Source organism: Solimonas flava DSM 18980, from assembly GCF_000426685.1.
Taxonomy (GTDB): Bacteria; Pseudomonadota; Gammaproteobacteria; order Nevskiales; family Nevskiaceae; genus Solimonas; species Solimonas flava.
The window spans coordinates 15,690-39,899 of record NZ_AUFV01000020.1 but is presented as its reverse complement, the minus strand read 5'-3'; the positions used below and the strand labels follow the sequence as shown (position 1 = coordinate 39,899).

The 24,210-nt window shown below is 66.8% G+C and carries 25 protein-coding genes; 13 read left to right on the top strand and 12 right to left on the bottom strand.

What is annotated here, in order from left to right; all coding sequences use genetic code 11:
* Positions 1-86: 86 nt before the first annotated feature.
* The 3 genes from leuS to mntA form a co-directional block, all read right to left on the bottom strand.
* On the bottom strand, positions 87-2,759 hold the full coding sequence (gene leuS, locus K343_RS0117530; protein WP_028009174.1) for a leucine--tRNA ligase: 2,673 nt from the start codon (positions 2,757-2,759) through the stop codon (positions 87-89).
* Between the two features lie 110 nt (positions 2,760-2,869).
* Positions 2,870-3,295 carry a type VII toxin-antitoxin system HepT family RNase toxin gene (gene hepT, locus K343_RS0117525; protein WP_028009173.1) on the bottom strand — a complete coding sequence of 142 codons (426 nt, stop codon included), beginning with the start codon at positions 3,293-3,295 and terminating at the stop codon, positions 2,870-2,872.
* On the bottom strand, positions 3,283-3,702 hold the full coding sequence (gene mntA / locus K343_RS0117520; RefSeq protein ID WP_281169409.1) for a type VII toxin-antitoxin system MntA family adenylyltransferase antitoxin: 420 nt from the start codon (positions 3,700-3,702) through the stop codon (positions 3,283-3,285). The genes hepT and mntA overlap by 13 nt, the downstream gene beginning before the upstream one ends.
* A gap of 268 nt (positions 3,703-3,970) precedes the next feature.
* Between mntA and K343_RS25230 the strand changes: the two genes are divergently transcribed.
* The 4 genes from K343_RS25230 to K343_RS0117500 all read left to right on the top strand — a co-directional run bounded on the left by K343_RS25230 (position 3,971) and on the right by K343_RS0117500 (position 6,834).
* Positions 3,971-4,399 (top strand): pilin, encoded by a 429-nt coding sequence (locus tag K343_RS25230; RefSeq protein WP_028009171.1) that lies wholly within the window; start codon positions 3,971-3,973, stop codon positions 4,397-4,399.
* Between the two features lie 13 nt (positions 4,400-4,412).
* Entirely contained in the window at positions 4,413-5,930 is a 1,518-nt protein-coding gene (locus K343_RS0117510; protein WP_154662642.1) for an O-antigen ligase family protein, read from the top strand.
* 155 nt (positions 5,931-6,085) lie between these two features.
* Entirely contained in the window at positions 6,086-6,301 is a 216-nt protein-coding gene (locus tag K343_RS0117505; protein WP_211213553.1) for a ComEA family DNA-binding protein, read from the top strand.
* Positions 6,302-6,375: 74 nt separating this feature from the next.
* Complete coding sequence (locus K343_RS0117500) at positions 6,376-6,834, top strand: flavodoxin family protein (RefSeq protein ID WP_028009168.1); 459 nt, start codon at positions 6,376-6,378, stop codon at positions 6,832-6,834.
* A 63-nt stretch (positions 6,835-6,897) separates the two neighbouring features.
* Here K343_RS0117500 and K343_RS23675 read toward each other — a convergent pair whose 3' ends face one another.
* Both K343_RS23675 and K343_RS0117490 read right to left on the bottom strand, forming a co-directional pair.
* The gene (locus K343_RS23675; protein ID WP_154662641.1) at positions 6,898-7,458 is read right to left on the bottom strand and encodes a hypothetical protein; all 561 of its coding nucleotides are present in this window, start codon (positions 7,456-7,458) and stop codon (positions 6,898-6,900) included.
* Positions 7,459-7,534: 76 nt separating this feature from the next.
* Positions 7,535-8,431 carry an alpha/beta fold hydrolase gene (locus K343_RS0117490; RefSeq protein ID WP_043113089.1) on the bottom strand — a complete coding sequence of 299 codons (897 nt, stop codon included), beginning with the start codon at positions 8,429-8,431 and terminating at the stop codon, positions 7,535-7,537.
* Positions 8,432-8,755: 324 nt separating this feature from the next.
* On the opposite strand from K343_RS0117490, the gene K343_RS0117485 reads away from it, so the two are divergent.
* The gene (locus tag K343_RS0117485) at positions 8,756-9,235 is read left to right on the top strand and encodes an SET domain-containing protein (RefSeq protein WP_020648919.1); all 480 of its coding nucleotides are present in this window, start codon (positions 8,756-8,758) and stop codon (positions 9,233-9,235) included.
* A 44-nt stretch (positions 9,236-9,279) separates the two neighbouring features.
* On the opposite strand, the gene K343_RS0117480 is transcribed toward K343_RS0117485, so the two are convergent.
* The 6 genes from K343_RS0117480 to K343_RS0117455 form a co-directional block, all read right to left on the bottom strand.
* On the bottom strand, positions 9,280-9,684 hold the full coding sequence (locus K343_RS0117480; protein WP_028009166.1) for a hypothetical protein: 405 nt from the start codon (positions 9,682-9,684) through the stop codon (positions 9,280-9,282).
* Positions 9,685-9,840: 156 nt separating this feature from the next.
* Positions 9,841-10,053, bottom strand: coding sequence for a cold-shock protein (locus tag K343_RS0117475; RefSeq protein ID WP_020648917.1), 213 nt, complete (start codon positions 10,051-10,053; stop codon positions 9,841-9,843).
* Between the two features lie 240 nt (positions 10,054-10,293).
* Positions 10,294-11,631 carry a hypothetical protein gene (locus K343_RS0117470; RefSeq protein WP_154662639.1) on the bottom strand — a complete coding sequence of 446 codons (1,338 nt, stop codon included), beginning with the start codon at positions 11,629-11,631 and terminating at the stop codon, positions 10,294-10,296.
* Entirely contained in the window at positions 11,628-12,890 is a 1,263-nt protein-coding gene (locus tag K343_RS22740; protein ID WP_154662638.1) for an NHL repeat-containing protein, read from the bottom strand. Before K343_RS22740 ends, K343_RS0117470 begins: the two co-directional genes overlap by 4 nt.
* A 131-nt stretch (positions 12,891-13,021) precedes the next feature.
* A complete protein-coding gene (locus K343_RS23670; RefSeq protein ID WP_051278682.1) occupies positions 13,022-14,290 on the bottom strand; it encodes an ATP-binding protein in 1,269 nt (422 codons plus the stop codon).
* Positions 14,287-15,000 (bottom strand): response regulator, encoded by a 714-nt coding sequence (locus K343_RS0117455; RefSeq protein ID WP_084615969.1) that lies wholly within the window; start codon positions 14,998-15,000, stop codon positions 14,287-14,289. The genes K343_RS23670 and K343_RS0117455 overlap by 4 nt, the downstream gene beginning before the upstream one ends.
* Before the next feature lie 189 nt (positions 15,001-15,189).
* Between K343_RS0117455 and K343_RS0117450 the strand changes: the two genes are divergently transcribed.
* Positions 15,190-16,074 carry a hypothetical protein gene (locus K343_RS0117450; RefSeq protein WP_028009163.1) on the top strand — a complete coding sequence of 295 codons (885 nt, stop codon included), beginning with the start codon at positions 15,190-15,192 and terminating at the stop codon, positions 16,072-16,074.
* An 18-nt stretch (positions 16,075-16,092) separates the two neighbouring features.
* Here the strand turns inward: K343_RS0117450 and K343_RS0117445 are convergent, their stop codons facing one another.
* A complete protein-coding gene (locus K343_RS0117445; RefSeq protein WP_028009162.1) occupies positions 16,093-17,004 on the bottom strand; it encodes a LysR family transcriptional regulator in 912 nt (303 codons plus the stop codon).
* 106 nt (positions 17,005-17,110) lie between these two features.
* On the opposite strand from K343_RS0117445, the gene K343_RS0117440 reads away from it, so the two are divergent.
* From K343_RS0117440 to K343_RS0117410, 7 genes are all read left to right on the top strand, one after another.
* Complete coding sequence (locus tag K343_RS0117440; protein ID WP_028009161.1) at positions 17,111-18,361, top strand: acyl-CoA dehydrogenase family protein; 1,251 nt, start codon at positions 17,111-17,113, stop codon at positions 18,359-18,361.
* On the top strand, positions 18,358-19,191 hold the full coding sequence (locus K343_RS0117435; RefSeq protein ID WP_028009160.1) for an SDR family oxidoreductase: 834 nt from the start codon (positions 18,358-18,360) through the stop codon (positions 19,189-19,191). Before K343_RS0117440 ends, K343_RS0117435 begins: the two co-directional genes overlap by 4 nt.
* 291 nt (positions 19,192-19,482) lie before the next feature.
* On the top strand, positions 19,483-20,565 hold the full coding sequence (locus tag K343_RS0117430) for a phosphotransferase family protein (protein WP_051278680.1): 1,083 nt from the start codon (positions 19,483-19,485) through the stop codon (positions 20,563-20,565).
* A 7-nt stretch (positions 20,566-20,572) separates the two neighbouring features.
* Positions 20,573-21,262, top strand: coding sequence for a histidine phosphatase family protein (locus K343_RS0117425; RefSeq protein ID WP_028009158.1), 690 nt, complete (start codon positions 20,573-20,575; stop codon positions 21,260-21,262).
* 98 nt (positions 21,263-21,360) lie between these two features.
* A complete protein-coding gene (locus K343_RS0117420) occupies positions 21,361-22,122 on the top strand; it encodes an SDR family oxidoreductase (RefSeq protein ID WP_028009157.1) in 762 nt (253 codons plus the stop codon).
* A 28-nt stretch (positions 22,123-22,150) separates the two neighbouring features.
* Positions 22,151-23,200, top strand: coding sequence for a saccharopine dehydrogenase family protein (locus K343_RS0117415; RefSeq protein ID WP_028009156.1), 1,050 nt, complete (start codon positions 22,151-22,153; stop codon positions 23,198-23,200).
* 154 nt (positions 23,201-23,354) lie between these two features.
* Positions 23,355-24,140: a DUF2884 family protein gene (locus K343_RS0117410; RefSeq protein ID WP_028009155.1), complete on the top strand. Its 786-nt coding sequence runs from the start codon at positions 23,355-23,357 to the stop codon at positions 24,138-24,140.
* Positions 24,141-24,210 lie beyond the last annotated feature (70 nt).

Here is a 24,210-nt window from a genome sequence, read left to right as displayed (position 1 = left end):
CGGCCTTCGCGCCCGGCGAGCAGACGGCCGGGGAGCGCTGCCCTGGGGTTCTTTCGGAAGACGAATTCGCGCCATGGGCGGCCTCGCTAGACCACGATGTTGACTAGCTTGCCGGGGACCACGATCTGCTTCTTGATCGGCTGGCCGGCAATGAACTTGGCGACGTTGGCGTCGGTAACCGCGGCGGCGATGATCGCCTCCTTCTCGGCATTAGCCGGCACGCTGATGTTGCCGCGCAGCTTGCCGTTGACCTGCACGACGAGCGCGATCTGGTCGCGCACCAGGGCCGATTCGTCGACGGCCGGCCACGGCTGCACGAGCACGTCCGCCCTGCCCCGCAGCGCCTGCCACAGCGTGTGCGCCAGATGCGGCACGATCGGCTGCAGCATCAGCGTCACCGCCTCCCAGATTTCCTGCTGCAGCGCGCGCCCCTGCGGCGAGGCGTCCTCGACACGCGTCGCCTCGTTCATCAGCTCCATCACCGCGGCGATCGCGGTATTGAACGTGCGCCGGCGACCGTAGTCGTCGCCAACCTTGGCGATCGTCTCGTGCAGCTTGCGGCGCAGCGCCTTCTGCGCATCGCTCAGTGCGTTCTTGTCGAGCGCCGGCGCCGCACCGGCCTCGACGTGCGCCTGCACCGCGCGCCACAGGCGCTTGAGGAAGCGCGACGCGCCTTCGACGCCGTCATCGCGCCATTCGAGCGACTGCTCCGGCGGCGCCGCGAACATCGCGAACAGGCGCACCGTGTCGGCGCCGTACTGATCGATCAGCGCCTGCGGATCGACGCCATTGTTCTTCGACTTCGACATCTTCTCGACGCCGCCGATCGTCACCGGCAGGCCATCGCTCTTCAGCTTCGCGGCCAGCGGCTGACCCTTGGCATCGAGTTCGAGCTCGACGTCGGCCGGATTGATCCACAGCTTCTTGCCGGACGCCTCCTCGCGGTAGTACGTCTCCTTGACCACCATGCCCTGCGTCAGCAGGTTGGTGAACGGCTCGGACGACGACACCAGGCCCTCGTCGCGCATCAGCTTGTGGAAGAAGCGCGCATAGAGCAGATGCAGGATCGCGTGCTCGATGCCGCCGATGTACTGATCGACCGGCAGCCAGTAATCGGCGCGCGCATCGAGCATGTCCTTGTCGTTGTCCGGGCAGGCATAGCGCGCGAAGTACCAGCTCGACTCCATGAAGGTGTCGAAGGTGTCGGTCTCGCGCTCGGCCGGACCGCCGCATTGCGGGCAGACGCACTGGCGCCACTCGGGATCGGCCTTGATCGGCGACTGCACGCCGGTGAAGGCGACGTCCTCCGGCAACACGACCGGCAGCTGGTCTTCCGGCACCGGCACCGCGTCGCACTTCGCGCAGTAGATGACCGGGATCGGGCAGCCCCAGTAGCGCTGGCGCGAGACGCCCCAGTCGCGGAGGCGGAAGTTGACGCGGCGGCGGCCGGTGCCGGCCGCTTCGAAGCGCGCGGCGATGGCGTCGAAAGCCTGCTGAAAATCGAGGCCGTCGTACTCGCCCGAGTTGATCAGCACGCCGTGCTCGGTCATGCAGCCGGCGCGGATCGCTTCCAGCTCCTTCATCAAGGGCTGGTTGGCCGGCCGCTCGACCGAATCGTCCTCGTCGGACAGATCGCCGATCGTCGCCAGCCGCCGCATCAGCTCGGCCTCGCGCGCGCTGCGGATGACCTGCTTGATCGGCAGGCCGTACTTCGTCGCGAACTCGTGATCGCGCTCGTCGTGCGCCGGCACCGCCATCACCGCGCCGGTGCCGTAGCCCATCAGCACGAAGTTCGCCGCCCAGACCGGCACCTTCTCACCTGTGATCGGATGGATGGCGTCAATGCCGAGCGGCATGCCGCGCTTTTCCATCGTCTCCATGTCGGCCTCGGCGACGCCGCTGCGGCCGGCTTCCTTGAGAAACGCCGCCAGTTCGGGATTGCGGGCCGCGGCCTTCTGCGCCAGCGGGTGCTCGGCCGCGACCGCCACGTAGCTCACGCCCATCAGCGTGTCCGGACGCGTCGTGTAGACCGTCAGCGGCGCGTCATTCTCGATCGGGAATTGCAGCTCCAGACCTTCCGAGCGGCCGATCCAGTTGCGCTGCATGGTCTTGACCGCTTCCGGCCAGCCCGGCAGGTGGTCGAGATCGTCGAGCAGTTCCTGCGCGTACGCGGTGATCTTCAGGAACCACTGCGGAATTTCCTTGCGCTCGACCAGCGCGCCCGAACGCCAGCCGCGGCCGTCGACGACCTGCTCGTTGGCCAGCACCGTCTGGTCGACCGGGTCCCAGTTGACGATCGAGTTCTTGCGGTAGACCAGACCCTTCTTCATCAGCCGCGTGAACAGCAGCTGCTCCCAGCGGTAGTACGCCGGCCGGCAGGTCGCCAGCTCGCGCGACCAGTCGTAGGCGAAGCCGAGGCGCTTGAGCTGGACGCGCATGTAATCCATGTTCGCGTACGTCCACTTCGCCGGCTGCGTGTTGTTGGCGATCGCCGCGTTCTCGGCCGGCAGGCCGAAGGCGTCGAAGCCGATCGGCTGCAGCACGTTCTTGCCGAGCATGCGCTGATAGCGCGAGATCACGTCGCCGATCGTGTAATTGCGCACGTGCCCCATGTGCAGCTTGCCCGAGGGGTACGGGAACATCGACAGGCAGTAGAACTTCTCCCGCCCCGGCTCCTCCCGGACTTCGAAGGAACGCTGGTCGGCCCAGAACGCCTGGGCGTCCTGCTCGACGGAGGAAGGGCTGTACGGCTCGGACATGGGAACGGCAAGGCTGGATCGAAAGAGGCGGCAGTTTACCAGCCGTGCCGGCCGCTGCCCTACGCGGGTCCCCACGCCCCGCCGCCAGACCGGGATGCCGAGGCGCCGAATCAGCCCGCGCGATCCAATCCAGACGTTACAACAACCCGCGCGAAGCGCTCGAAGTCACCCAGATGCCGCGTCGCGATGCTGAACACGATCGCCCAGTCGATCGTGTCGTAGGCATGGACCGCGACATTGCGAAAACCAACGGCCTTGCGCAGCCGAAGCGCCAGATCCTCGTCGAGCAGGCCAGCCTGCCGCAGGCGCTCGAAGGCCTGGCCCATCGTATCCGGCGGCGGCAAGTCCAGCGACGACAGCAGATGAGCAGCAAGGTCCACGCAGATCTGTACGGCCCGGCTCAAGTTCAGCACCAGCACATCCTGTGCGTCGACGTCCGCCGTCAGCGCCGCGACGTCCTCCGGGCACCGGTCGCGCACTCGGCCCAGGCAACGGCGCAGCGAGTCAAGCTTGCGTTCGAGAATCAGCCGATCCACGCCCGCCGCCTTTCCGCCAGCATGCGCTCGACATACGGCAGGAAATCTTCCGAATCGAACATGTGCCGCCGCAGCAGGGCCGCGTAATCGGCATCGTCGCCGAACAGGCGCACGCCATGCCGGAGTATCTGGCCCAGCAGCGGCTCACCGGCCGCCTGCAGATCGATCAGATCGACCGGACGCCCCGTCGCCTCCGCGACGTCGCCGATGATCGCCATTTTCCGTGCGGCGGACAGCCGTCGCTCCGCCAGCACCGCGAGATCGACATCGCTGCCCGGGCGCAGGCGACCGGCGGCGGCCGAACCGAACAGCATCGCGAAGCGAATGTCGGGCTGCCTGGAAAGCACAGCCACGATCGCCGCCCGCGTATCGGGGGACATCTCGACTGCCTGGGAATGCCGGCTCATGTCGGAATCTTAAAGCAGTCCGCTCGCTGGCGAAGAACCGGCTCGGGCGGATCAACGCCACCCGGCCCTCACCCTTACCGACTGCCCAAAAGTGACGTTCTACGTCACAAACTGACCACAAAGCGACCGGTCACGTCAGCTCCGCTCCGGGCGCGAACATGCAAGTAGTAGGTTTTATTGATGTACGAACCCTGGCATATCCCTTGCCCGAAGATTCCTACGCGGGGCCGTCCCAGCGGGGTTTGAACCACCACTTATGGAGATCCACATGAAGAAGCAGCAGGGCTTTACGCTGATCGAACTGATGATCGTCGTCGCGATCATCGGCATCCTGGCCGCCATCGCGATTCCGGCGTATCAGGACTACATCAAGCGCTCGAAGGTAACTGAACTCGTCACTGCCGCCGACGCCTGCAAGACCTCTGTCGCGGAATACTATCAAGCGCAGGGCTCTCTGCCGGACACGATCGACGCTGCTGGCTGCAATAATAACGCTACGCAATATGTGAATAAGCTTGAAGTAGGCGCCGACGGGCTCATCACCGTTACGGCGCAAGGCATCGGCGCCGGTGTCGACACTAAGACGTTTGTGCTCAAGCCCACGGAAGGTTCGGACAATTCGAAGCCTCTTTCCTGGTCGTGCACGACTTCAACGATTGAAAAGAAGTACCTCCCGGCCAACTGCCGCGGCACCTGATCCTGAATCAGGCGTGCTGGCCACTGTCGGCAAAGAGCCGCCCCAATGGGGCGGCTCTTTTTTTGTTGCCATGCAAACTCTGACTATTTTCCTGCTCGCAGCGGGCGCAGCGTGGGCGATATCTGGCTGGGAACCCATCGAGTTCCTGCAGACACGCTACGACGAGGTCCGGATCGCACAGTTCGCGCTGTTCGCACTGCTGATCCCGCTCTTTGCCAAATTCGGAGCGCCATTGCCGCGCGGCTCGCGTGCCGCCTTTCTCGCACTGCTGACCATCGGAGTGGTTTCCGCCAGCTTCGCCGAGTTCCCCACATACGGATTCGTCGAACTTGGGCTGATGAGTGCCCTGGTGTGCGCAGGTCTGGCCGCACGCGAATGGACGGCCACGCATAGCAACCTGCGTCCCCTGATCATATTGGTCACGAGCGCCGGCGCGCTGGTGCTCGGCACCCGTTTGTTGATCGATTTTATTGCAGCATTTGCAACATCCGACGCACGCGGACTCGTCTCGGCATGGTTGCCGTTCACCACGCCACGCTTCTTCGCCAAAGCGGCCACATGGGCCTTGCCGCTGCTCTGGTGCGCCCCCCTGCTGCTCGACCGACATCGAACGATCACCCGCTTCTGCTGCGCGGCCGCCGCAGTTGCGATGAGCGCGCAAGTCATCGGCACTGGTAGCCGTGGCGCTGTGGTGGGAATCGGAATGGCGATGCTCGCATGCCTGTTTCTAGGCCAGACCGGCCGCTCTTACGCCAGATGGCAAGTTTTGATCGGCCTGCTTGGCTTCCTGCTATGGCGCGTCGTGGAAACGAGTTTTGGACTGGCGACCTCGCGTCGCCTGGCGATGACTGCACTGAACGGGCGAGCCCAGCTCAATGCGGCAGCGTGGGCCGACGTCCAGTCCTCACCCTGGATCGGCATCGGCCCCATGCAATATTCGGCCGTCGATCGCCATCCGACGGTTCTAGGCGCCGGCACCCACGACTTTGCGCTGCAGTTCGCCGCGGAGTGGGGAATCCCCGCGGCGATGATGCTTTTTGCGCTAGGCGCGTGGTGGTTCTGGGCGACAGCGCAAAGCATCAGGCTTCGAAATGCTGCCGGCCAGCCCACCGAAAAGAGGGACGCGGCGATCGATACGGCCATCTTTGCGGGGGCAACGGCCGCGCTCGTACACGGCCTCGTTGCCAACGTCTTCAACGATCCCGTCAGCCAGCTGATCGCCGTCTTGCTCATCGGCATCTCTATACCTTCCCGGAGAAATGCTGTTGAGCTGACGAAAGGGCGTTCCCGCCTGCTCCGGAGCGTGCTCGCCGTGTTCTGTCTCGCCGCATCAGGAATGGCGATATCGCTTGGCAGAACCTGCATTCAACCCGACTCGGTCCAGTTGCCTCGCGGCAGCACCGTATTCCCTCGTCTGTGGTCCCAAGGACTGATTCCTTATTCAAAGACCTGTCGTATGCCCCCCGAGGGGTCGATATCCGCGCTCCCTCCGGGTGAATACATTGATCCGCGTCTCAATCCGCCGCAATAAACTTGCCGCGACAGTGATCGACTTCGCAAAGCGCGCTTGCCCCCGATTCGGATAGAGAAAATATTGGCCGCGCATGCATGTGCATGCTGGTTGGGGGATTTGCGATGAACAGATTCATCCGAGCACTCGCATTGGGCATCGCCGTGGCAGTGAGCATGCCGGCCTTCGCAATCGTCGACATCAATACTGCGAGCCAGAAGGAACTCGAAAAGCTGCCCGGCATCGGCCCGGCGAAAGCCAAGGCGATCATCGAGCATCGGCCGTACAAGTCGAAGGAGGACCTGAAGAAGGTAGACGGCATCGGCGACAAGACCTACAAGATGCTCGAATCCGAGATCACGGTCGGTGGCGGGGCGAAGGCGGCGAAGTAAACGATGAAACTCTTCTAGAACGGGCGGATCTTCCGCCCGTTTTTTGTTGGCGCGCCGCGTGGCACCATCGCGCCATGAAGCACCTGCTCCTGATCCAGGTCGGCGAATCCGGCCGCACCGCCAGACTCGGCACGGCGGTTGCGGCAGGCGCGAAGCAATCCGGAGCCGCGATCGAACTGCGCCACGTGCGCGCCGAACAGGCGGCCGTGGATGACCTGCTGTGGGCCGACGGCCTGCTGATCGGCACACCCGAAAAGCTCGGCTACATGGCGGGGCTGCTGAAGGATTTCTTCGACCGGACTTTCTATCCAGCCGAGGGCCGCACACTCGGGCTTCCCTATGCGTTGTTCGTCAGCGCGGGCAACGACGGCAGCGGCACGGCGCGCGCCGTCGAACGGATCGCCACCGGCTATCGCTGGAAGGCGGTTGCCGAGCCGTTGATCGTCATCGGCGAGCCGGACGACGCCGCGCTCGCGCAATGCCGCGAACTCGGCGAGGCCATGGCAGCGGGGCTGGCTGCCGGCATTTTCTGAACACCCGGCCGTCCGAACCCGGCGCGGCCGCCTCGCCCCCATGAGCGAAGCGGCCTGCGTCCGTCAGCGATAGGCGCGCTGCGGCCCGAAGCTGTAGCGCACGCCGATGTCGAAGCGATCGTCGTCGCCGGCCTGCACGCCGCCCTGCAGCGCGAGCGCCGGCGTCAGCGGATACACCGCACCGAGCCGCAGCGACAGACCGTCGTCGTGACCGTAGTCGACGTAGCGCAACTCGGGATTCAGTTCGAGCCGGGTCTGCGGCAGCGTCCAGCGCAAGCCGCCGCGCAGGCCGAAACCGCTGTCGTCGTCGTGGCCGTCGTCATGGGTTTCGAAGGATGCCCCCAGCACGAGGTCGAGCGTACGGTCGAGTGGCGTGTGGTAAAGCGCACCGATGCTGAGTTGGTCGTAGTGATCGACATCGGCGTACTCGGCGAAGATCGCGATCGGCGACGCGATGTCGAAGCTGCCCTGCACGCGCAAGCCGCTATCGTCGCCCGGCTGATCGCGATTGAGGTAGCCGCCTTCGAGATAGTTGTAATCGTAGGCCTGGGCCAGCACCGGGGCCCCGAGTAGCGCCATCAGGCCGAGACGAAGCCCGGCTTTACGAAGCTTGGCAGTGTTCACGCATCCTCCCGCATTGATTCCAGTAAGGCGCGGAAGCTTTGCCGCCACCGGCTTGATCGCCGCTGAACCGCTTGCGTCAGCCCGCCGACGTGCTCGAATCCCAGTGCGCGACGATGTGGGCGGCCAGGGACTCCAGCAAGGGCGCCGGCAGATCGTGGCCCATGCCCTCGAACAGTTCGAGCCGCGCCTGCGGCATCAGACGCAGAAGCTGGTGCGCGGCCGCCACCGGAATCAGCGGATCTTGCTGCCCATGCAGGATCAGCGTTGGCACTCGCAATGCGCGCAGCGCCGCGCTGCGATCCGGCGCGGCGAGAATCGCCGCGGTCTGGCGCGCGACGCCGGCGGGATGGTAGCTGCGGTCATACTGGCGGGCGATCTGCGCGTAAAGCGCCGCGGGATCGGGCCTGAAAGCGGGGCTGCCGATCAGCTGCAAGGTCTGCATCGAGTAGCGGATGATGTCTTCGCGCTCGCGCAGACCAGGGCGCCGCACCATGCGCCAGCGAATCGGCCAGCGCGGCCCGGGCAGCCACGGATGGCCCGAATGCGTCATCAGCAGGCTGAGGCTGCGCACACGCTCGCGCTGCCGCAAGGCCATCAGCTGCGCAATCATGCCGCCCATCGAAATGCCGACGACGTGCGCCGACGCGATGCCGAGCCCATCCAGCAAGGCCAGCGCGTCGGCCGCCATGTCGTCGAGTGAATACGGGGCGCGCAGCGGCCAGCGCAACGTACTGGCGACGCCGGCCTTCAGAAGGTTCGGCTTGCCCAACGACGTAAATCGCGTCGAGAGGCCTGCATCACGATTGTCGAAGCGGATGACCCGATAGCCCGCAGCGGCCAACGCCGCACAGAACGGCTCGGGCCAGGTAATCAACTGTCCGCCCAGGCCCATGATCAGCAGCGCTGCAGGTCCGTCCTCGGGTCCCGACAGTTCGTAGTGCAGGGACAGGCCATTGGCATTCAGCTGCGGCATGACGCGAATCCTTTGAAGTCGCTGCCGAGCTTACGAAGCCGCCGCGCGCACCGCCATCGCCGAAGGCTGGACATCGATGTCCGGCCGGCCAGCGCGCAATCCCGGCTGCGAGCACAACGCCCGACGTCTGCCGCGAACGGCAAGCCGAATCGCCGGATGCATTCGGCCCAGTGGTGATCGAGCCCCGGCCGGCGGTCGATCCGCACCGCCGTACGCGCAACAGGCCCCGCGGCTCGACAAGCAGTACCGCGGCAGGCATCCAGCCGCGATACCGCTGCACGGAATTTGCGGGAGAATGGCGCCCCCGAAAATGCACCGCCCCACATGTCCCGCAAGCTCGTTCTTCGTCGCTCTCCCATCCACGGCAACGGCGTCTTCGCCGCCTGCGACCTACCCGCCGGCACCCGTCTGGTCCGCTATCGCGGCCAGCTTCGCAGTCACTCGGAGGTCGACGACTGCTACGGCGGCGATTACGACTCCGGCCACACCTTTCTGTTCACGCTGAACGACGAGTACGTAGTCGATGCCAATGTCGGCGGCAACATCGCGCGCTGGATCAACACCAGCTGCGAGCCGAACTGCGAAGCCGTGATCGTCGAGGACCCGAAGGGGCGGCGCGCGCACGACCGGATCTTCATCGAGACCATCAAACCGGTCCGCGCCGGCGAAGAGCTGACGTACGACTACGGCATCACGCTCGATGAGCCGCACACGCCGCGCCTGCGCAAGATCTGGGCATGCCGCTGCGGCAAGAAGCGCTGCACAGGCACGATGCTGCGGCCGAAGCGCAAGCGCGCAAGCTGAAGGCAACCGCCTCGATCCCGACGCGCTCGGCATCGCGCACGGCTTCAAGTGAGGTTTCGTCGGGATAACGGCAGCACCGCCAATGCCGCGATGACCGCGCCACACAGTTCGGTCACGACAAAGACGAGCAGGCTGGGCGGTCCGCCCAGCGCATGGAAACGCAGCAGAAGTCCGGCGACCGCGATCCGCGCTACCCCGTCGATCGTCACCAGTCGGCGATCGCCCGGCCAGCAGGCCCGAGCCCCGTTCCAGCAGATGCCGAACACTCCGGACAATTGCGCGAGCATGAGCCCCGAGGCCGACAGGGACCACGACGGCGGCAGCGTCCACCAGCCGCCGCCGCTCAACAGCAAGCGCAACCACCAGGCTTCCAGTCCCGGCACCGCCAGCGGGGCGGTGACGGCCAGATCGAGCCATGCCACCACGCGAACGGCGCTCGCTGCTCTCATCGCACCCCCGCAATCGCAGCACGCCTGCTTCCGATCCGGACCACGATCATCGATATGGAAACCGAGCGCCCGAGAAGCGCGCGGCCATTGCGCAGGCGAAAAAAAACCGCGGTGCGAGCCGCGGTTTTATCGGCAAACTGCCGAAGGTGATCTCGCTCAGAGCGGGCGGATCGCGGCGGCCTGCAGGCCCTTCGGGCCACGGCGCACTTCGTACTGCACCTTCTGGCCTTCCTTCAGGGTCTTGAAGCCGCTGCCCTGGATCTCGCGGAAGTGTGCGAAGAGATCCTCACCACCGCCTTCCGGCGTGATGAAACCAAAACCCTTGGCATCGTTGAACCATTTGACGGTGCCGGTCGAGACATTAGACATGCAACATTCCCTCTGACGTCAATTGAAAAACGGGCTTACACCCACTCCAGTGCAAGAAGCGATCAAGAAACGTAGCCGGAGGTCCTTACTGCCAACGTCACGACCCCGTGTACCGCGATGTTACTTTTGCTTGAAGCAACTGCGAGTAGGAATGTACACCGTTCCCGCCACGCAGTGGAACCCCCTGCCCTGCCGCGAAATTAGCACTGCTGGAGGCTGCCGCGCGAGCCGGAATTTCCGTCAGTTGTGATGCACGTTGACGATCACCCGCTCCTCAAGCTTGCCCGCGACATCGCTCGTGTAATTGGCGAATACCTTGGCCTCGCCACCCACATTCAGCGGGGTCAGCAGGCCGCCGTTGATGCCGCCGCTACCGACCGCCGATAGCAAATCGGAATTCTCGGAACTCCAGGTGACGAAGCGGGTAAACGGCCGCTCGATGCCATCCTCGAAAGTCGCGTAGGCCGACAGCTGGCCGAGGTCCGGAAACGTCAGATCGACGCTCGCCGGATCGACCCGCAGGCTGGTCACGTCGATGTTCGCGAATGTGTATTCGCGGGTCAGCGCCACCAGATTCAGTCCCGACTTGTCGTAGGTCAGCTGCAGCTTCACCGGCTTTTTGTCCTGCAGCCCGCCGACCAGCAGGTAGTCGTTGGCCCCCAGCTGCGCCGTGGTTCCCGAGGTGACGGTCGTATTGGACGTCGTGGTCGAAGTCGACGCGATATCCGGGTCGTAGCCGTCGGCGTTCTTGATGACGAGCTGGCTCGAGAGATTCTGCGGAATCGCCGAGGTGTCTTCGAAAACCGCGTCGACCCGCACGCGGTCGTCGATGCCGATCGGCACCGCGTTGCCGGCGGGCTGCTCGTAGCTCAGGTTGAGTCCGCTGACCTTGCCGAGGCTGATCGTGCGCGTGATCTTCTGGTCGCAGGTATACAGCCGCGCCTCGAGCGTGAACGGCGTGTCGAGCGGATTGGTCGAGCCCTGCACCGTCGAGCCCGAGGCAATGTAGGCCGCCGGCGACGAACTCGGAATCGACCAGACCGCGCTGCCCGTCAGATCCTGCTCGAGCGCATCGTTCTCGGGATGCACGTAGAGGTAGAACTTGGCCTGCGAGTTCGGCGCCATGCGCGTCAGCTCCGGCCAGATGCGCATGCCGCTGATCGGCTTGGCATCGACACCGAAGCTGGCCATCAGCGCTCCGTCGCCATAGGACGCACGAATCGTCGCGACGCCCGTGGTGCGGGCCACCACCGTGCCGGTCGAGAAGTACGAGCCCGAGCCGGGGTAGGTCTCGAGATCGCCGTTGCTGACGTCGATCACGCCCGGATTGCTGCTGGTCCAGACGACGCGCGAGCTGACGTCCGACTGCGAATCGTGGTCACCCTCGAAGCGCGCGATCGCGCTCAGCGCCGTGGTGCCGCACTCGATGATCTGGGCCCCGGAGGTCGACGTGCCGGACTGAATCCAGAGCGCCGTCGGCCCCGTACCCTCACCGACCGGATTCGAGTTCTTGCAAGCTGCCAGCAAAAAAACCGCGGCGCCCAGACAGGCGCCGCGGCTGAAACGACTTGCCATCATGGGGTGGCAAACGGGTTGAAGAACAGGACGCGGTTGTTGCTGCTGTCGGTGACGTACAGATTGTTGTCGTAGACGAAGGCGCCGGTCGGACCGCTGAGGGTCTTGGCCGACGGATTGTCGTCGCGCTTGCCGTCCTGGTTCTCGTCATTGGCCGTCGACGCCGCGAAGCTGTCGTTGTCCTGACCGTAAACGAAGTCCGCGTTCATGCCTTTCGAACTCGGCAGCGAATCGTAGCGCAGCACACGGTTGTTGCCGGCATCGGCGACATAGAAGCCGGCGCCGTCCGACGATACCGAAACCGGGTTGCGCAGTGACGAAGCCGAAGTACCCGCGGTGTTGCGCGAGAAATCGGTCTGGCCGACGACGTAGCTGGCCTTCACCGTGCTCGTCTGCGGCAGATTCGGCCAGTAGAGGACACGGTTGTTGCCGCTGTCGGCCACCATCAGCTTGGCGCCGTCGCTCCACAGACCGCGCGGCACGTTCATCGCGTCGGCTTCGTCGTCGTCGTCGTCCGAGGTGAAATCGACCTGGCCCAGCACGATGTTCGCAGCCTGACCGTTGCTGGTCGGAAGCGTATTCCAGATCAGCACGCGATTGTTGTTGGTATCGGCGACGATCAGCTTGCCGTCCGCCGTCACGATCGCATCGTACGGGCCGTCCAGGCCGCGCGCCGACGGCTTGCCGTCGACGCCATCGAGGTCAACCTGCTTGGCGGTGAAGCTGTCCTGACCGACGACGACGTCCGCCGGCGTGTTGCTGGCGGTCGGGATCGAGTTCCAGATCAGCACGCGGTGGTTGCCCTGGTCGGCGACCACGAGCTTGTCCTCGTTGCTGATGAACACCGACTGCGGCGAGTTCAGACCGGCCTGCGTGGTCGCGGCCGTGCGCGTCGAGAAGTCGGCCTGACCGAGCACCACCGAAGCCGCGGCGCCGTTGCTCGACGGGATCGAGTTCCAGATCAGGATGCGGTTGTTCGAGGCGTCGGCGACGGCGAACTTGGTGCCGTTGGTCGCGACATTGCTCTGCGGGCTGCGCAGCGTCGAGGCACTCGGGCTGGCCGCGGTGCCGGTCTTGAAGTCCGCCTGACCGACAACGGTATAGGCTTCCTCGAGATTCTTCTTGTTGCCACCGCCGCCGCCGCCGCAGGCGGCGAGCAGCACGGCCACCGTCGCGGCGAGGGCCGGCTTGAGCAGGGCCGGCTTGGACAAAGACTTACGGGTGACGGACGGGAACGTCGGGCTGACACGACTGAAACGCATGATGCTCCTCGCAAAGAGACTGGGGGCCGAGCGGACGGCGGCTAACATATCATGAGCGCCGCTCGCTCAGCGTTGTGAATGGCTTTGTGTCGGACTGTATCACCAGCGCCGACTCCCTAGAAAAAGGCGCACTACCCTACCGAATCCGCCGGGAGACGCAACTGGACCGCGAACGGCGTCCCCGGACTCACCACCCGCATTACCAGACGGCCGCCATGCTGCGCGGCCACCCGCTGGACAATCGCCAACCCCAGCCCGGCACCACCCGGACTGCGGGCCCGGGCGCCTTGGGCGAACGGCTTGAGCAGGCGCTCCCATTGCTGCGGATCGATGCCTGCCCCCTCGTCCTCGACGCTCAGAACCGCATCCCCCTCCTCGCGGAAGGTACGGACGCGGATCGGCGCAGAACCATGGACCCGCGCATTGTCGATTAGGTTCCGTACCGCCCGCATCATCGACTGCCGGCGCAGCGGCAGCCGTTCCGGCGCCGCCAGCGCCAGCTCGACGTCCTGATCGGATTCCGGTCGGATCACCGCGCGCACCAGCTCATCGAGCGACAGCGGCACGCTCGGCTCGTCCTGCCCGTCGCGGACGTAGTCGATGCACTGGCCGATGATGTGGTCGATCTCGTGGACGTCGCGCAGCACCGGCGTCCAGTCCTCGTCCGGACGGGCGCGCAGTTCGATCGCCGCCTGGATACGGGCGAGCGGCGAGCGCAGATCGTGCGACATGCCGGCCAGCATGGTTTCGCGCTCCTGGTTGCCGCCTTGCAGCTGCCGAGCCAGGCGATGCAGCGCGGTGCCGATCTGGCGCAGCTCGCGGGGCATGGCCATCATGCCGCCGGCCGCCGGGATGCCGCCGTGCTCGACGTCCTCGATGGCCAGCAGCAGGCCGCGCAGCGGCCAGCGCACAATCAGCGAGAACGCCAGCATCGCCAGCACCACGACGATGCCGAGGCTGACCAGATTGATCCACAGGAAATGCCGGCCGACCGCTTCGAACGCCCCGCCCCTCGGCCCGAAGCTGTCGCGCGTCGCCATCACCAGCGGCGCACCGAAACCGACGCTTGCGCGCGGTTCCCGCGGCGGCATGCGCAGCGCAGGGTCGCCGCCTTCGCCCGCGAAGCGCGGCGGCGGCCGTTCGCCCGGCGCCGGAGGCGCCGGTTCTGCATCAGGTGCGTCCGGCGCGGCGCCCGGCCCCGCCGCGCCTTGGCCGCCGTCGCGGGCGTGCGCGCAGGCCCAGGGCGACGCACGCCCGGATTCGACCAGCCCCGGCGGACAATCCGCGAGCCGGAACTCCGGTACCGGCGGCGGGAAGAAATGCAGCAGAACCACGTTGATCGTGGGCACCGCGATCACCGCCGCGGCCACCAGCAGGCCCAGCCACCAGCGCAGGCTCATGCCGGCTGGTCGGGCACGAACATGTAGCCGCGGCCCCACACCGTCTGGATGTAGCGCGGCGACGACGGATCCGGTTCGAGCACCTGACGCAGACGCGAGATCAGGATGTCGATCGAGCGCGACAGCGAGTCGCTCGGGCGTCCGTTGGTCAAGGTCATCAGCTCGTCGCGGTTGAGCACGCGGCGCGCGTGCAGGACCAGGGCCTCGAGCAGCTGGTACTCGCGCGTGGTGATGTGCACCGCGTCGCCGTGTCGGGTCAGCGTGCGCGACCACAAGTCGAGCTCGAATTCACCGATGCCGACCTGCTTGGGCGTGGACACGGCGTCGGCGCGTGGCGACTGGCCGATGCGGCGCAGCACCGTGAAGATGCGCGCGACCAGCTCGCGCAGGTTGCAGGGCTTCGCCAGGTAATCGTCGGCGCCGACCTCAAGACCGACGATGCGATCGACATCGTCGCCCTTGGCCGACAGGATGATGATCGGAATCGGCGTCGCGGCCGAGCGCAGCCGCCGGCACAGCGCGATACCGTCGTCGTCCGGCAGCATCAGATCGAGCACGAGCAGATCGAAACGCGTGCGCGCCAGCGCCCGCACGGCAGCCGCGGCGGTCGAGACGCCCTCGGACTCGATCCCGTGGCGCAGCAGATACTCCGCCATCATCTGGCGCAGGCGGACGTCGTCGTCGACCAGCAACACTTTGGCTTTGTTCACGCGCGCAACTTCCGGCAGGCTCCCTCGCAGTCTGACAGCGCCGGCCACGGGCTGTTCCAGGCCGATACACTTCGAAACAAATCCAGTACCGGCCGAAACCCCTGGATATGGGCGCAGCGTCTACCGTGTCGTCATCGATTTCATGCCGCGCACGCCATGCCCGCTCATCGTCAGCTTCCGCCCGTTTCCGTGCTTCTCGGCACCATCCTGCTCGCCGGCTGCGAATCCCAGCTCAGCGTCGACCTGGCCGTCGCCGCGCCCAGCGGCGTCAGCAAAGTGGTACTCAACATCACCGACGTGGACCTGGAATCCGACGACGGCAGCGTCGACGAATACGGCACCGGCATCGACAACCCGTTCGACGTGACGCCGTACAGCCGTTCGGAAAGCTTCAACGACGACGACCGCTACGAAGGCCAGCTCGAACTGATCAACGAAAACAATCTGTCGGGCGATTTCGTCGGCATCCGGCCGGTATTCGACACCACCGACGCGTACGTCCAGCTGAGCAGCGGCGCGCAGCTGCCGATCTCGCTGTCGAGCCAGGCCAGCTACGCGAGCATCAGCCTGTCGCTGTCCGACAGCGGCACGTCGAGCGGCGATTCGGCCCGGATCATCACGACGCTCGAACTGCCGTTCTCTCTGGTGAAGAACAGCGCCGGCACCGGGTATGAATTCACGCCCGTCATCCGCGCCGTCAAGAGCGGCAACGGCGGCACGATCAGCGGCTCGATCCCCGAAAGCTCCGTGACCGGCGGCAGCTGCGGCAGTTCGGCCGGCAGCGGTGTCGCCGTCTACGTCTACAGCGGCTCCGGCGTCACGCCCACCGATTACTACGACGATGGCAGCAATGCGCACAGCGACCAGCCCCTCGCCTCGTCGCCGCTCGACTACGATTCCTCGAACAGCGAGTACCTGTTCGAGATCCGCAATCTGCCGGCCGGCAGCTACACCGTGGCGTGGACCTGCAAGGCGGCCAACGACGCCCCGAACACCTCCGACAGTCTCGGCTTTCTCGACACCGTGAACGCCACGGTCGCCGCCGGCAGCACGACCACCATCAGCTTCGACTGATCGCGCGGCACCGCCCTCTCAGGGACGCGGCGCCCCGCGGGCCGTGAGCGCGCGAATGCGCTCGCGCAGCCAGGCATGGCCGGGGTCGTGCTCGGCGTTGCGCGGCCAGTAGAGCATGACCTGCAGGCTCGGCATGGCCAGCGGCAGCGGCACCAGCTTCAATGGCAGGTGCGCCGTGAACCATTCGCCGTAGTAGCGCGGCAGGACGAGCAGCAGATCGCTGCTGGCCACGACATGGCAGGCCGCGTAGTAATGCTGGCAGCGCAGCGCGATATCGCGGCGCAGACCCTCGCGCTGCAGCACGCCATCCTCCAGTACCTGGCCGATGCGCCGCGACGACACCACCACGTGCCGCGCACCGAGCCACTGCCGGATGCCCAACGTACGCTTCGCCAGCGGGTGATCGCGCCGCATCGCCACGCACAGATGCTCCTCGAACAGCGCCTCCTGGACGATGCCCTCGCCGACCGGCATCGGCACGTCGATCGACAGATCCAGTGCGCCGGCCGCGAGCTCGCGCTCGATCTTGCGCCGCTCGATGCGCGCACTCTGCAACTGCAGCTTCGGCGCGTCGCGCAACAGTTCCTGCGTCAGCCGCGGCAGCAGCGCGAACTCGAGCAGATCGCGCATGCCGATCACGAAGCGGCGCGACGCTGACGCCGCCTCGAACACCTGTGGGGCCGACAGCGTCTGCCGCAGCGTCTGCAAAGCAGCCGCGATCTCCGGCGCCGCCGCACGGGCGCGCGGGGTCGGCGCGATGCGGCGCCCGTCGCGCACGAACAGCGGGTCGCCGAACTGCGCGCGCAGGCGCGCCAGCGCATTGCTGATCGCCGGCTGCGTGAGATGCAGCTGCGCGGCCGCCTGCGTCAGGCTGCCGGCCCGGTAGACGGCGTCGAAAACGCGGAACAGGTTGAGGTCGATGCGGCTCATTCATTCGCCATATGAATGAAAAATGATTCAGGAATATTAGTGGATCGAATGATCCGGCGCGTCGTAAGGTGTGCGCATCAAACCATCTCCCGGAGGAGAAACGGCCATGGAATTCGCGCACAGTCCCCGCGCACAGGACCTCATCGAACGCGTCCGCCAGTTCATGCGCGAGCAGGTCGCGCCCGTCGAGACGGCCCTGCTGCACGAACAGCAAACCGCGCGCAGCAGCGGCGACTGGCAGAAATGGACGGTGTCGCCGCAGGTCGCCGCGCTGAAGGCCCAGGCGCGCGCCGCCGGCCTCTGGAATCTGTTTCTGCCCGACGCCGAACTCGGCGCCGGCCTGTCGCACGTCGAGTACGCGCCGCTGGCCGAGGAAATGGGCCGCAGCTTCATCGCGCCCGAGGTGTTCAACTGCAACGCGCCGGACACCGGCAACATGGAAGTGCTGTGGAAGTACGGCAGCCCGGAGCAGAAGGAACGCTGGCTGAAGCCGCTGCTGGCCGCCGAGATCCGCTCGGCGTTCTGCATGACCGAGCCGGACGTGGCGTCGAGCGACGCCACCAACATGCAGGCGACCGCCGTGCTCGACGGCGACGAGGTCGTCATCAACGGCAAGAAGTGGTGGTCGACCGGCATCGGCCATCCGGACTGCAAGGTCGCCATCTTCATGGGCCTGTCCGATCCGAAGGCGAACCGCCACCAGCAGCACAGCATGGTGCTGGTGCCGCTCGACGCCCCCGGCGTCAAGATCCAGCGCATGCTGACCGTGTTCGGCGAGTACGATGAGCCCTACGGCCACGGCGAAGTGCACTTCGAGAACGTGCGCGTGCCGAAGGAAAATCTCATCAAGGGCATCGGCAAGGGCTTCGAGATCGCGCAGGGCCGCCTCGGGCCGGGCCGTATCCACCACTGCATGCGCTGTATCGGCGCCGCCGAGCGCGCGCTGGAGCTGATGATCGAGCGCGGTCTGACGCGCGTCGCCTTCGGCAAGCCGCTCATCAACCTCGGCGCCAATCGCGAGCGCATCGCCGAGCTGCGCATCGCGATCGACCAGGCACGTCTGCTGACGCTGTACGCGGCCTGGAAGATCGACAAGGTCGGCGCGCTCGCCGCGCTGACCGAGATTTCCGCGATCAAGGTGGTGGCGCCCAACGTCCTGCAGCAGGTCGTCGACGAAGCGATCCAGATGCACGGCGGCGCCGGCCTGTCGAACGACTTCCCGCTCGCGGCGATGTTCGCCAATGCCCGCGTGATGCGCCTGGCCGACGGTCCGGACGCCGTGCACCGCGGCATGATCGCCCGCGTCGAACTCGGCAAATACGCCAAGCTGATGGCCGAGCGCGGCATCCGCGCATGAGCGCGTCGCGCGTCTTCATCACCGGCGGCGCGTCCGGGCTCGGCCGCGCGCTGGCCGAACGCTACGCGCGCGCCGGCGCCTCGGTCTGCATCGCCGACCTGAACGACGCCCGCGGCGCCGAAACCGTGCAGGCGCTGCAGGCACGCGGCGGGCGCGCGCACTACCTGCGCTGCGACGTGCGCGAGGAAGCGGACCTGGCCGCCGCCGCGCAGTGGCTGCAACAGAACTGGGGCGGCGTCGATCTGGTCTTCAACAACGCCGGCGTCGCTGCCAGCGGCGCGATCGGCGAGCTGCCGATCGCCGACTGGCAGTGGATCATCGACATCAACCTGCTCGGCGTCGTGCGCGGCTGCAAGGTCTTCGCGCCGCTGCTCGCCGCGCAGGGCGGCGGCCACATCGTCAACACCGCGTCGATGGCCGGCCTGATCCATCCGCCGCTGATGTCGGCGTACAACGCCACCAAAGCGGCAGTCGTTGCGCTGTCGGAGACGCTGAAAGTCGAGCTCGCGCGCGATCGCATCCAGGTCTCGGTGGTCTGCCCGGCGTTCTTCCGCACCAACCTGGCCGAGTCGGCGCGTGCCGCCGACGGCGACTCGAACCGCATGATGAGCAAGCTGGTGACGCAGGCGCGGCACAGCGCCGACGATATCGCCGAGCTCGTCTACGCCGGTGTCGCGCGCGGCGATTTCCACATCCTCACGCACAAGCGCGAGGCGCGCATCTGGCGGCTCAAGCGCCTGCTGCCGTACACGGTCTACGCCAGCCTGATGCAGCGCGCGACGAAGAAAATGATGGGCAAGGCCGCGGCGCGTGGCGACGCTGCCCGCTGAAACAGGCCCCCGGACGGGGCAAGCGCGCGGGTGCCGGCAGGGTGCGGCGCCGGGCTCGCTGCTGTCCTGTGCGGGACGGCCGACGGACGGCACGAGACGGGCGGCGCAGGCGCGACACCACGCGCCGAACCGCCGCGTCGTCGCCGTCCGCGAGAATCGCGAGAACCGCGTATCTCCGCTGGCCCGCGCCCGCGCAACGGCGCTGGCCGGCCCGACGCGCGCCGCGCGCTTGGCCGGATGTGAATGTCCGGATACCGTCAACCCCTTGATCGACGTGTTCATCGACAGACCATGACTGCTGCTTCCGAATCCGCCCGCATCGACCGTGGCGGCCAAGTCCGCCAAGGCGAGGAACTCGACGCCGCCGCCGTCACCGCCTGGCTGCAGGCGCAGGGCGTCGAGCTGCACGGCACGCCCAAGGTCACGCAGTACGCCGGCGGCGCATCGAACTGGACCTACCGCCTCGAGTACGAGAACCGCGACCTGATCCTGCGCCGTCCGCCGTCGGGCACCAAAGCCAAGTCGGCGCACGACATGAATCGCGAGTACGCGGTGCAGAAGGCGCTCAAGCCGGTCTATCCGGCGGTCGCCAATATGGTCGGCCTGTGCCGCGACGAAACGGTGATCGGCTGCGAGTTCTACGTGATGGATCGCATCGTCGGCATGATTCCGCGCAAGAACCTGCCGGCGGGCGTGACGCTGACGCCCGAGCAGACGCGCCGCCTGTGCGAGAACGTGTTCGACAAGCTGATCGAGCTGCACCGCGTCGACTGGAAAGCCGCCGGCCTCGACAAACTCGGCAAGGGCAGCGGCTACTGCCGGCGTCAGATCGACGGCTGGTGCGACCGCTGGGAGAAGGCGCGTACCTGGAACGTGATGCGCGGCGCCGACGTCATGCGCTGGCTCAAAGCCAACACGCCGGACGACGTCGCCACCTGTGTGATCCACAACGACTGGCGTCTCGACAATCTGGTCTTCGACCCGAACGACCCGACGCGCGTGATCGGCGTGCTCGACTGGGAGATGGCGACGCTGGGCGATCCGCTGATGGAACTCGGCACCACGCTCGCGTACTGGTCGCAGGCCGACGACGACCGCTTCATCAAGAGCATGCGCCGTCAGCCCTCGCACCTGCCGGGCATGATGACGCGCCGCGAGATCGTCGACTACTACTGCGCCAGGACCGGTCTCAAGCCGCAGAACTGGACGTTCTACGAGGTCTACGGTCTGTTCCGGCTGGCGGTGATCATCCAGCAGATCTACTACCGCTATCACCACAAGCAGACGCGCAATCCGGCCTTCAAGCAGTTCTGGCTGCTCGCCAACTACCTGATCTGGCGCAGCCGGCGGCTGATGCGCCAGTCACGCCGCTGAGCTCCGCATGGGCACGATCTATCTCATCCGCCACGGCCAGGCCTCGTTCGGCGCCGGCGATTACGACCAGCTCTCGACGCTCGGCACCGAACAGGCCGGCGTGCTCGGCCGCGCGCTCGCGGTGCGCGGCGTGACACCGGACCTCGTCGTCTGCGGCGAACTGCGCCGTCACCGCCAGACCGCGCAAGGCTGCCTGGCGGCGATGCAGCTCACGGCGCAGTGGCAGGAAGACCCGGCGTGGAACGAGTACGACCACGAAATGATGATCGAGGCCTATCGTCCGCGCTTTCGCGACAAGGCCCTGATGATGGCCGAGCTGGCCGCGACGCCGAACCCGCGCCGCGCGTTCCAGGACATCTTCGCCGAGAGCATGAAGCGCTGGATCTGCGGCGAGCATGACGCCGACTATGCGGAGACCTGGCGCGGCTTCTGCGATCGCGTCGAGACCGGCGTGCAGCGCCTGCGCGAGACGCTGGGCCGTTCGAAGACGGCGCTGGTCTTCACCTCGGGCGGCCCGATCACGGCGGTCGTGCGCGAGCGGCTGGCGCTGACCGACCTGCACGCCGCGCAGCTGAACTGGACACTCGCCAACGCCGCCGTCACCAAGCTGATCTACGGCGAGCGCGGCCTGTATCTGTCCAGCTTCAACGAGCACGCCCACTTCGAGCACGACAGCCGCCTGATTTCGTACCGCTGACTCCCGGCCGATGACCCCACCGCCCCGAGCCCCCGTCGTCCGTTGACCCCAGCCGCCGTCGCCGGCGGCTCGCGTCAACGATCTTCCGGAAAATCCACATGAGCAGACATCCGACGCGGCAGACCATCCTCATCACCGGCGCCAGCTCCGGCCTCGGCCGCGGCATGGCTCGCGAATTCGCGGCGCGCGGACACGACCTCGCGCTGTGCGCGCGCCGCACCGAACGGCTCGACGAGCTGAAGGCGGAGCTGACCGCGCGCCACCCGAAGCTGCGCATCGCCGTGCGCGCGCTCGACGTGCTCGACTACGGCCAGGTGTTCGAAGTGTTCCGCAGCTTTCGCGACGAGTTCGGCCGGCTCGACCGCATCATCGTCAACGCCGGCCTCGGCAAGGGCCAGCCGCTCGGCACCGGCTACTTCCACGCCAACCGCAAGACCGCCGAAACCAACTTCGTCGCCGCGCTCGCGCAGTGCGAGGCGGCGCTCGAGATCTTCCGCGCACAGAACGCCGGCCATCTGGTCGTGATCTCATCGATGAGCGCCATGCGCGGCATGCCGCGCAATCTGACGACCTACGCCGCGACCAAGGCCGGCGTCGCCGCCCTCGCCGAGGGCATCCGCGCCGACCTGATCGGCAAGCCGATCCGGGTCAGCACGATCTACCCGGGCTACATCCGCTCGGAGATCAACGAGAAGGTGAAAAAGACGCCGTTCATGATCGACACCGAGACCGGCTGCCGGCTGCTCGCCGACGCCATTGACCGCGAGCCGCAGAGCGCCTGCGTCCCCCGCTGGCCGTGGATGCCGTTAGGCTTCGCGATGCGGCATCTGCCGCTGGCGCTCGTCGCTAAAATGGGCTGAACCCACGAATCCGCCAGGAGCAGCAGCAATGAAGTGGATGATCTACGGTGCCAACGGCTACACCGGCGAGCTGATCGCACGCGAAGCGGTCCGGCGCGGCATCCGGCCGATCCTGGCCGGCCGCAGCGCCGACAAGCTCGCGGCGCTCGGCGCCGAGCTGCAGCTCGAACACCGCGTGTTCGGCCTCGATGACGCGGCCGCGCTCGCCCGCGGCCTCGATGGCGTCGAGCTGGTCCTGCACTGCGCCGGCCCGTTCTCGGCGACCAGCGCGCCGATGCTCGAGGCCTGCCTGCAGGCCAAGGCGCACTACCTCGACATCACCGGCGAGATTTCCGTGTTCGAGCATGCGCATCGCCAGCACGAACGTGCCGCGGCGGCCGGTGTCGTCGTCTGCCCGGGCGTCGGCTTCGACGTGATCCCGACCGACTGCGTCGCCGCCAGCCTCAAGGCCGCGCTGCCCGACGCCACGCATCTGGCGCTCGGCTTCGACTCGCGCTCCGGCTTCTCGCCGGGCACCGCCAAGACCTCGGTCGAGGGCCTCGCGCAGGGCGGCAAGGTGCGCGAGAACGGCATCATCCGCGCCGTACCGCTCGCCTATCACGTGCGCCGCATCGACTTCGGCGATGGCGAAAAGCTGGCGATGACGATCCCCTGGGGCGACGTCTGCACCGCCTATTTCAGCACCGGCATCCCGAATATCGAGGTCTTCATCCCGGGCTCGCCGGCGATGATCGCCAACGCCCGGCGCGCCAACTACTTCCGCTGGTTCCTCGGCCTGCCGCCGGTGCAGCGCTTCCTGAAGAACCGCATCGGCAAGACCGTGAAGGGGCCGACCGCGCAGCAGCGCGAAACGCTGGCGACCTGCGTCTGGGGCGAGGCGCGCAATGCCGCCGGCCAGACGCGGACGGCGCGCATCAAGGTCGCCAACGGCTACGCGCTGACGATCACCGGCGCGCTCGCGGTGGTCGATTTCCTCACGCAGCACCGCCCTGCCGGCGGCGCCTACACCCCGTCGAAGCTGTGCGGCGCCGACCTGGTCTCGCGCCTGCCCGGCTCGGGGCCGATGGAAGTTCGATGACGCCAAGATCTGGCGGATTTACGCACGAGATTCGCCAGATTCGCCACGCCCATCTCCGGAAATATTCACAAGTCATTGATCGATAAAGGCTGAGCAACTGGCAAAGGGCTTGCTCCACTCCCCGGCACAAACGCCAGAAACGGGAGTTCCGACCATGTCTCAGCCGCTCGCCCTTGCCCCGCTCGCCCTGCTCGCCGCCGTCCTCGCATGGCCGGGCGCCGCCCGTGCCGCCGACGACGGCTGCCGCTGCGAGTTGCGCGCCGATATCCGCCTCGACGGCGACGCCGTCGAACTGCGCGGCGACGACGCGCGCTACCGCCTCGAAGGCGACCGCGTGTTTCGCGACGGCCGCGAACTGCAGCTCGACGCCACCCAGCACCGTACCGCCGACGACTATCGCCGCGGCCTGCAGCGCATGGTGCCGGCGGTCAGCGAGATCGCGATCGACGGCGCGATGCTGGGTCTGGAGGCAGTGACCGTATCGTTCGCGGCGCTCGGCGGCGACCGCCACGACCTGCGCCAGTACGAAAAACGCATGACCACGCTCAGCGAGCACATTCATGCGCGCTATAACGGCCGCGAACTGCTGCGCGGCAGCCTCGGTGGCGACGCCGATGACGAAGGCCTCGACGCCGAAATCGACGCGCTGGCCGAAGACCTCGCCGCCGACATGACGGGCAACATTGCCTCGATGGTATTCACCGCGCTGGTCAATCCGAGCCGGATCGAGGCGCGCGCCGACGCCACCGAGCGCATCGTCGAGCGCCGCATCCAGCCGAAGGCCGACGCGCTCGAAGCCAAGGCGCGGCCGCTGTGCGCGCAGTTCGCGCGGCTCGACGCGCTGGAGCGCACGCTCGGCATCGACGCGATCGACGTCGAGCCGGGCGCGGCCTCGCCCAAGACGCGCGCGCGGCGCGGCTTCGCGCTCTTTTCGTTCTGAGCGCCGCGCGGCGGCTTGCATCGGCAGCGGCGCGCTGGCACCTTGCGCGCCGCCGCTTTTTCTGCAGGAG